This window comes from Roseomonas rosulenta (genome assembly GCF_016106005.1).
Taxonomy (GTDB): domain Bacteria; phylum Pseudomonadota; class Alphaproteobacteria; order Acetobacterales; family Acetobacteraceae; genus Neoroseomonas; species Neoroseomonas rosulenta.
Window position 1 is genome coordinate 1 of the sequence record NZ_JACADR010000210.1, and the last position, 8,069, is coordinate 8,069.

Consider the following 8,069-nt stretch of genomic DNA (forward strand, 5'->3'; position numbering starts at 1 on the left):
CAGGCGGAACTCGCCGGCGCCGCCCTCGCCCCCGCGCTGCTTCTGCTGGCCCCGGTGCGCGCCGCCGCCGTGCTGCAGCGCCCCGTGCCCCATGCGGCGGAGGATGAAGGCGCCGTGGCGCTGCGCCTGCCGCCGGGGCTGATGGCGCCCGAGGCCCTGCGCAGCCTGGCCGACCCGACCGCCGAACGCCTCATCCTCGACCCGCCCGAGCGGCTGGCGGCGCCGCCGCTGGGGCAGGCGGCGATCGGGCTGGCAAAGCTGGCGCGCCTGCTGCCCGCCCTGGTCGCCGCCCCGGCGACCGAGGCCGCTGCCGCGCGCCTTTCGCTGCTGAGCGTGCCGGCCGCCGATGTCCTGGCCTATCCGGCCAGCGCAGCCACCTCACTGATGCGTGTGGCGGAGGCTCGGGTGCCGCTGCAGGACGTGCCGGAGGCGCGCATCGTCGCCTTCCGCGCCGCCGATGGCGGAATCGAGCACCTGGCAATCCTGGTCGGCACGCCCGAGAAGACCGCGGCCGAGGGCGTTGCCCCCCTGGTGCGCGCCCATTCGGAATGCTTCACCGGCGACCTGCTGGGCAGCCTGCGCTGCGACTGCGGGCCGCAGCTGCGCGGCGCGCTGGCGCGCATGGCGCAGGACCCGGCCGGCGGCGTGCTGCTGTACCTGGCGCAGGAAGGCCGCGGCATCGGCCTGGTGAACAAGCTGCGCGCCTACACGCTGCAGGATGCCGGGCTGGACACGCTCGATGCCAATCGCGCGCTGGGCTACGGCGCGGACGAGCGCAACTTCCTGGTCGCCGCCACCATGCTGCGCGCGGTGGGCGTGGAGCGCGTGCGCCTGCTGACCAACAACCCCGACAAGATCAACGGCCTGTCCGCCTGCGGGATCGAGGTGCAGGGCCGCGAGGCCCATGCATTTGACCCGAACGGGGTGAATGACGGGTATCTGCGCACGAAGGCCGAAAGGTTCGGCCATATCCTTCCGCACTGATGTTCGGCGTGCTTTAGCACGCCGAACATTTTTTGATCCCTCAGACGGCGGGCGCCACGCGTCCGCGCGGCTTGCCCTCGCGTCCCGCACGGGTGCGCCCGGCGCGCCTGATGGTCTGGGCACGGTCGCGCATTCGCGCTCCCGGATCGCGCCTGGCGCGATCCGCTTCCTTGCTTGCATACCGGCGGCACGGCGCCGCGCAATCAACGGCCCGCTTTAGCGACCTGCTTCGGGGCTCGGCGCTCGACCGGTCGCGGCGTGCGTCCCTTTTCCGGCTGTCGAGATGTGGTCGCGCAGCCGCGATGCGGCGATGATACGCGACACCCTTCGCCGGACCTGAGCACCCATGACCACCACCGCCTGCGTCACCGCCGATGGCCTGCTGCGCTTCCGCGGCGAGACGCTGCGCTGCGCGATCGGCAAGGGCGGCATCAGCAGCGCGAAGCAGGAAGGCGACGGCGCCACGCCCACCGGCCTGCTGCCGCTGCGCCGCGTGCTGTGGCGCGCCGACCGCGGGCCTCGCCCGGCCACCACCCTGCCCTGCGAACCCATCGCGCCCGAGGATGGCTGGTGCGACGACCCGACCCACCGCGACTACAATAAGGCTATCCGCCTGCCGCACCCCGCACGGCACGAAAACCTGTGGCGGGAGGATGCGGTCTACGACGTGATCGCGGTGCTCGGCTGGAACGACGCGCCGGTGCAGCGCGGGCGCGGGAGCGCGATCTTCCTGCATGTGGCGCGGGCGGATCTTTCGCCGACGGAAGGGTGCGTGGCGCTGCCGGAGCGGGAGTTGCGGCGGGTGCTGGCGGCGGGGCTGATGGCGCTGGAGGTGGTGGGATGAGCGCGGTGCACGCTCAGGCCGCGAATCTCCCGCCGGTTCGCCTGAGGCAGGCGCGGCTGCGGGCGCTTCACGAAATCGCTGGACCGGACGCGATTGGCGATCTAGGATAAATTTCCTTGAGCGGCGCCGCAGCCCGGCAAGGCCGCACCTTGACCCGACCCCTATCCGCTCCCAGCAGCCCCCGGCCCGGCGCCGCAGGCTTGTCCGACACGCGACCGTCGTCACGGCGACGCCTGCAAGCGCGATCCTGAAGCATCCCCAGCGACCCGCCGGCTATTTGTCCGAAACCGCCGCCCCGGGCGACCGAGGGGAATTAGTCCGAAACCCGCAGCCCCAGCCCCGCCGCGCCCGCCCCCTCAACCCGTAGCGTCCACCTTCGCCCGAGCCCCCAGGATATGCGCAATCGCATAGGTCAGATCCGGCCTGTTCAGCGTGTAGAAGTGGAACTCATCCACCCCATTCGCCTGCAACAACCGCACCTGTTCCGCCGCCACCACGGCCGCCACCATGCGCCGCGTCTCGGCATCCTCCTCCAGCCCCTCGAACAGCTTGCCCATCCAGGCCGGCACGCTCGCCCCGCACATCGCCGAGAACTTCACCACCTGCGAGAAATTCGACACCGGCAGGATCCCCGGCACGATCGGCACCGTGATGCCCTTGGCCAGGCAGCGGTCCAGGAAGCGCAGGTAGACATCCGTGTCGAAGAAGTACTGCGTGATCGCCCGGTTCGCCCCGGCATCGATCTTGCGCTTGAGGAAATCGACATCCGCCTCGGCCGAGACCGCCGCCGGATGCCCCTCCGGATAGGCCCCCACGCTGATGTCGAAATCCCCGATGCGCCGGAGGCCCCGCACCAGGTCCTCCGCCTGCGCATAGCCGCCCGGGTGCGGGGTATATCCGGATGCCCCCGCCGGCGGGTCCCCGCGCAGGGCCACGATGTGCCGCACCCCGGCCTCCCAGTACCGCCGCGCCACCGCGTCCACCTCATCCCGCGTCGCCCCCACGCAGGTCAGGTGCGCCGCCGGCGTCAGCGAGGTCTCGGAGACGATCCGCGCCACCGTGGCATGCGTGCGTTCCTGCGTGGTGCCGCCCGCGCCGTAGGTCACGGACACGAAGCGCGGCCCGAGCGGCTCCAGCCGCCGGATGCAGTGCCAGAGCTGTTCCTCGAGCTTCTCGGTCTTGGGCGGGAAGAATTCGAAGGACAGGCGCGGGGCCGGCATCTCGGCCGGCGCCGGCAGCCCGGCCACCCGCGGCCCCGTCAGCCAGCGGGCGAGGGTTCCAGTCATGGCATGGTTCATCGCGCGCATTCCTCGTGGCGTCTGACCCGCTCGCGCGGGGCGCCTCCTGTCGCCTGTCCCGCCGGGGCTGGCAAGGACATCGTGACCAGGCGCTTCACCGCATGGCCACATTCGCCATCTAGGCTGGTGCGCAACCGCGGGCCTGCAAGCCCCGTTCGGAAACCGGTTCCAACGGCCCGAAGGACACTGTATTCCGCCCTTATGCCGCTCCGTCCGACCCCGATCCTGCGTTGCCTCGCGCTCGCCCTCGCGCTGGTCGTCGCCGCCGGTTGCGCCACCCGCCCCGATCCCGACGACGCCGAGGGCCTGGCCGAGTACCGCGAGACCAACGACCCCTTCGAACCCGCCAACCGCGCCATGTTCGAGGTCCACGAGGTCGCCGACCGCTTCGTCCTGCAGCCCGTCGCCGAGGCCTATCGCGACGTCCTGCCGCAGCCGATCCGCTCGGGCATCCGCAACGTGCTGGGCAACCTGCGCGCGCCCGTCATCCTCGCCAACGACCTGCTGCAGGGCAACATCACGCGCGCGCGGATCACGCTCGGCCGCTTCATGGTGAATTCCACGCTCGGCGTCGCCGGCATCCTGGACGTGGCGCGTGAATGGGGCGTGCCCGGCCATACCGAGGATTTCGGCCAGACGCTGGCGGTCTGGGGCGCCGGGGAAGGCTTCTACATGTTCGTCCCCCTACTTGGCCCCTCCTCCCCGCGCGACCTGGCGGGGCAGGGGCTGGACCTCGCGATCAATCCGCTGACCTGGCTCGGCCAGGGCGTGCTGGTGGATGCCGCCGGATGGACCCAGCTCGGCCTCACGGTGGTCGACACGCGCGAGGCGCTGCTGGAACCCATCGACCAGGTGCGTGCCACCTCGCTCGATCCCTATTCCACGCTGCGCTCGGCCTATCGCCAGCGCCGTGCCTTCGAGATCCGCAACCAGGAAAGCCCCGGCGGGCGGGTGGTCGGCCCCTCGGGTACGACCGGCTTCGGCCAGGGTGTCACGGGGCCGGGCGGGCCGGACGCCGCGCCGCCGCCCGCCCGATGACTCGGAAACCGCCTGGAACATCCCATATGCCAGCGATGAAGCGCCGTCTCCTGATCGCCTCCCCCGCCCTGATGGCCACGGCCCTGGCATGGCCGCGCCAGGGCCACGCCGAGATCGACACCGCCCGCGCCGCGGCCTTCGTGCGCGACGCCGGCAACGAGCTTGTCGCCGCCATCAACGACCAGCGCTCCGACGTCGCCGCGCGGCGCGAAAAGGTCGCCGCCGTGCTGCGCCGCGCCGTCGACATCGAGGGGACCGGGCGATTCATCCTCGGTCGCTACGTCCGCCAGGCCTCGCCGGCGGAACTGGCGGAATACAACCGGCTTTTCGACGACATCATCGTGCGCAACCTCTCGGCCCGCTTCGGGGAATACCGCGGCGTGCGCTTCTCCCTCGGTCGCAGCCAGCAGCGCACCGAGGAGGACGTGCTGGTCAACACCATCATCGAACGGCCGAACCAGCCGGCCTTCTCGCTCGACTGGCGGGTCGCCGAGGTCGGCGGCCAGCCCCGCGTGGTGGACGTGATCGCCGAGGGGACCTCGCTACGCCTGACCACGCGCAGCGAGTATTCAGCGGTGATCCAGCGCAATGGCGGGCGCGTGGCCGCGCTGCTGGACGCCATGCGCAACCAGATCGCCCAGCTCGCCGCGCGCGAGACGCGCGGCTGACGCCTCACTTGACGCAGGTCAAGACAGGCAGGCCTGCCGCACGCTAGGTCTGCCTGACCCGCAGGAGCCTGCCCCGATGGACCAGCCCAAGCCCGCCCTTTCGATCCGCGAGCTCTTCGCCGTCAAAGCTGCCGCCGCCGAGCGACGCCGCGCCGAGGCCGAGGAAGCCGCCGCGAACAAGAAGGCCGAGCTTGAGGCCTTCTCGACCCGCGTGCAGACCTACGAGATCACCGATGAGGATCGTGCGCGCGCGCTGCTGCGCATCCGCCGCGCCTTCGAGGCCGGCGAGCGCGAGCTGATGCTGTTGAAGTTCCCCTCCGTGCTCTGCGAGGATGGCGGGCGGCGCATCAACAACCACCTCGACGGCTGGCAGGACACGCTGCCCGGCGTGATGCACAAGATCTACGAATGGTGGGACCGCGACCTCAAGCCCGGCGGCTTCACCTTCAGCGCCCGTGTCATCGACTTCCCGGGCGGCATGCCCGGCGACGTCGGCATCTTCATCGGCTGGCCGGAGGTGCTGGAGTAGCGGTTCAGCCGCGGCTTTCGAACACCAGCATGCGGTGGCCCTGGTGGCGGTACTCGCCGGCCGGCGCCATGCCGATGTCGGCCATGACGGCGCGCGACGCCGCATTCTCCTCCCGCGCAACGGCGATGATGCGCGGCAGCCCCGCGCGGTGGCCGAAGGCGAGCGCGGCGCGCGCGGCTTCGCGCGCATAGCCCTTGCCACGGCATTCCGGCCAGAGCGCGTAGCGCAGCGCCACGCCGCGCCCGTCGGGGCGTTCCATCAGCCCGCAGATGCCGAGGAAATCGCCGGTCGCGCGCTCGAAGACGCACCAGGTGCCGTAGCCGCGCACCTCCCAGAAGTCGATGTCGTCCTCGAGCTCCTCGCGCGTGCGGCTCTCGTTGCGCACGCCGTGCAGCATCCAGCCGAAGACGCGCTCATCGGCCTTCAGGCGGATAAGGTCGGGGAGGTTCTCGCGCCCCGGCGGGATCATCATCAGCCTGTCGGTGGTGATGAGCCGCGTGGATTTCAGCGCCTGGAGCGTCATGGCGCGGCCATGGCTGGCGCGCGCGCGCCGCCCCTCACCGCGCCAGCGGCTTGTACTTGATGCGGTGCGGGTCGGTGGCGTGCTCGCCCAATCGACGTCGCTTGTCCTCTTCGTAGGATTCGAAGTTCCCCTCGAACCACTCGACGTGGCTGTCGCCCTCGAAGGCGAGGATGTGCGTCGCGAGGCGGTCGAGGAAGAAGCGGTCGTGCGAGATGATCACCGCGCAACCCGCGAAATCCATCAGCGCGTTCTCGAGCGCGCGCAGAGTCTCAACGTCGAGGTCGTTGGTCGGTTCGTCAAGCAGGAGCACGTTGTGCTCCTTCTTGAGCATCTTCGCGAGGTGCACGCGGTTGCGCTCGCCGCCCGACAGCGAGCCGACCTTCTTCTGCTGGTCCCCGCCCTTGAAGTTGAAGGCGGCGCAATAGGCGCGCGAGGCGACGGTGCGCTTGCCGATGGTGATGGTGTCGTCGCCGCCCGAGATCTCCTGCCAGACCGACTTGCTGTCATCGAGGCTGTCGCGGCTCTGGTCCACGTAGCCGAGCTGCACGCTCTCGCCGACCGTGAGCGAACCGCCATCGGGCGTCTCGCGGCCCATGATCATCTTGAACAGCGTGGTCTTGCCTGCGCCGTTCGGCCCGATCACGCCGACGATGCCGCCCGGCGGCAGCTTGAACGACAGGTTGTCGATCAGCAGCCGGTCGCCGAAGCCCTTGGAGAGCCCCTCCGCCGTGATGACGGTATTGCCAAGGCGTGGGGCGGGCGGGATGGCGATCTCGGTCGGGTCGGGCGCCTTGTCCTGGCTGGCGCGCAGCAGGTCCTCATAGGCCGCGATACGCGCCTTGGACTTGGCCTGGCGGGCCGAGGGGCTGCGCCCGATCCAGTCGCGTTCCTCGGCCAGCTGGCGCTGGCGGGCGCTCTCCTCGCGTTCCTCCTGCGCCATGCGCTTGCGCTTCTGCTCGAGGTAGGTGGAGTAGTTGCCCTCGTAGGGAATGCCGCGGCCGCGATCGACCTCGAGGATCCACGAGGTGACGTTGTCGAGGAAGTAGCGGTCGTGGGTCACGATCAGCACCGTGCCCGTGTAGTCCTTCAGCGTGCGCTCGAGCCACGACACGCTTTCGGCGTCGAGGTGGTTGGTCGGTTCGTCGAGCAGCAGCATGTCCGGCTTCTCGAGCAGCAGGCGGCAAAGTGCCACGCGCCGGCGCTCGCCGCCCGAGAGGTTCGTCACCTGCGCATCGGGCGGGGGGCAGCGCAGCGCATCGAGCGCGATCTCGACCTGGCGGTCGATCTCCCAGCCATTGGCGGCGTCGATCTTCTCCTGCAGCTCGGCCTGTTCGGCGAGCAGCGTGTTCATCTCGTCCTCGGACATCTCCTCGGCGAACTTCTCGGAGATCTCGTTGAAGCGGGCGAGCCAGCCGTTCAGCTCGGCGAAGGCGAGGCGCACATTCTCGCCGACCGTCAGGTTGGGATCGAGCTCGGGCTCCTGGCTGAGGTAGCCCACGCGCACGCCTTCAGCCGCCCATGCCTCGCCGCCGAATTCCTTGTCCTGCCCGGCCATGATGCGCATCAGCGTGGACTTGCCCGCGCCGTTCGGGCCGAGCACGCCGATCTTCACGCCCGGCAGGAAGGACAGGGTGATGCCCTTGAAGATCTCACGCCCGCCCGGATAGGACTTGGTGAGATCCTTCATCACGTAGACATACTGGTAGGCGGCCATGGGGCTGGGACCTGCGCTTCTCGGGGTTCGGCCGGGGTTCTACAGCCCGGGGGGCGGCCCGCCAAGCGAGCGCGCCGGCGCAACCCGCCCTTAACCGGCGCCGTGCCACGGGTGGGGTGAACCCTTCCCACCAGGGCAGGTCCGATGCAGCCCTCCCGCTACGAGGTGATGGTCCGCGCCACCATTCCCGCCAACCGGATCCGCATCGGCGTCTGGTACCTTGAAAGCGAGCACGAGGACCCGTCGCAGGCGCGCATCCACTTCCGGCACTTCGTGGCGGAGCACCAGGATCGGCGCCTGATGGTGGTGCTCGTGGAGTCCCGCTTCGACGATGCCACGGGGCTCTTCGTGGACCGCATCCTGGACAGCCGCGCTGAGGCGCCGGTGCCGGCGGTGCGCGGGTCCGTCGCCCTGCCCGATCCGGCCCGCGGCGCGCTGCGCCGCGCCTTCGACCGCGCGCCCGCCCGGGTG

9 protein-coding genes are annotated in these 8,069 nt (G+C 70.5%); 6 read left to right on the forward strand and 3 right to left on the reverse strand.

Annotated elements, in window-relative coordinates; genetic code table 11:
* Together HW578_RS19610 and HW578_RS19615 are read left to right on the forward strand one after the other, a co-directional pair.
* On the forward strand, positions 1–984 hold a 984-nt coding region (locus HW578_RS19610), incomplete at its 5' end, for a GTP cyclohydrolase II (protein ID WP_232479136.1).
* Between the two features lie 346 nt (positions 985–1,330).
* A complete protein-coding gene (locus HW578_RS19615) occupies positions 1,331–1,828 on the forward strand; it encodes a L,D-transpeptidase family protein (RefSeq protein WP_198372403.1) in 498 nt (165 codons plus the stop codon).
* A 356-nt stretch (positions 1,829–2,184) separates the two neighbouring features.
* Here the strand turns inward: HW578_RS19615 and metF are convergent, their stop codons facing one another.
* Positions 2,185–3,114, reverse strand: a complete 930-nt coding sequence (metF, locus tag HW578_RS19620) for a methylenetetrahydrofolate reductase [NAD(P)H] (protein WP_198372404.1) — start codon at positions 3,112–3,114, stop codon at positions 2,185–2,187.
* Positions 3,115–3,327: 213 nt separating this feature from the next.
* Between metF and HW578_RS19625 the strand changes: the two genes are divergently transcribed.
* From HW578_RS19625 to HW578_RS19635, 3 genes are all read left to right on the forward strand, one after another.
* Entirely contained in the window at positions 3,328–4,164 is an 837-nt protein-coding gene (locus HW578_RS19625) for an MlaA family lipoprotein (protein WP_198372405.1), read from the forward strand.
* A gap of 35 nt (positions 4,165–4,199) precedes the next feature.
* Positions 4,200–4,832, forward strand: a complete 633-nt coding sequence (locus HW578_RS19630; RefSeq protein ID WP_198372406.1) for an MlaC/ttg2D family ABC transporter substrate-binding protein — start codon at positions 4,200–4,202, stop codon at positions 4,830–4,832.
* Between the two features lie 76 nt (positions 4,833–4,908).
* Positions 4,909–5,361, forward strand: a complete 453-nt coding sequence (locus HW578_RS19635) for a hypothetical protein (RefSeq protein ID WP_232479137.1) — start codon at positions 4,909–4,911, stop codon at positions 5,359–5,361.
* 4 nt (positions 5,362–5,365) lie between these two features.
* On the opposite strand, the gene HW578_RS19640 is transcribed toward HW578_RS19635, so the two are convergent.
* Positions 5,366–5,884 (reverse strand): GNAT family N-acetyltransferase, encoded by a 519-nt coding sequence (locus tag HW578_RS19640; RefSeq protein WP_198372407.1) that lies wholly within the window; start codon positions 5,882–5,884, stop codon positions 5,366–5,368.
* Positions 5,885–5,918: 34 nt separating this feature from the next.
* Positions 5,919–7,598 (reverse strand): energy-dependent translational throttle protein EttA, encoded by a 1,680-nt coding sequence (gene ettA / locus HW578_RS19645; RefSeq protein WP_198372408.1) that lies wholly within the window; start codon positions 7,596–7,598, stop codon positions 5,919–5,921.
* A gap of 144 nt (positions 7,599–7,742) precedes the next feature.
* Between ettA and HW578_RS19650 the strand changes: the two genes are divergently transcribed.
* A partial coding sequence (locus HW578_RS19650) for a hypothetical protein (protein ID WP_198372409.1) occupies positions 7,743–8,069 on the forward strand: 327 nt, incomplete at its 3' end.

Excerpts from the sequence above, each read along its gene's own strand:
- HW578_RS19615 (WP_198372403.1), top strand. The coding sequence starts at position 1,331 with ATGACCACCACCGCCTGCGTCACCGCCGATGGCCTGCTGCGCTTCCGC.
- metF (WP_198372404.1), bottom strand. The coding sequence starts at position 3,114 with ATGACTGGAACCCTCGCCCGCTGGCTGACGGGGCCGCGGGTGGCCGGG.
- HW578_RS19625 (WP_198372405.1), top strand. The coding sequence starts at position 3,328 with ATGCCGCTCCGTCCGACCCCGATCCTGCGTTGCCTCGCGCTCGCCCTC.
- HW578_RS19630 (WP_198372406.1), top strand. The coding sequence starts at position 4,200 with ATGAAGCGCCGTCTCCTGATCGCCTCCCCCGCCCTGATGGCCACGGCC.
- HW578_RS19635 (WP_232479137.1), top strand. The coding sequence starts at position 4,909 with ATGGACCAGCCCAAGCCCGCCCTTTCGATCCGCGAGCTCTTCGCCGTC.
- HW578_RS19640 (WP_198372407.1), bottom strand. The coding sequence starts at position 5,884 with ATGACGCTCCAGGCGCTGAAATCCACGCGGCTCATCACCACCGACAGG.
- ettA (WP_198372408.1), bottom strand. The coding sequence starts at position 7,598 with ATGGCCGCCTACCAGTATGTCTACGTGATGAAGGATCTCACCAAGTCC.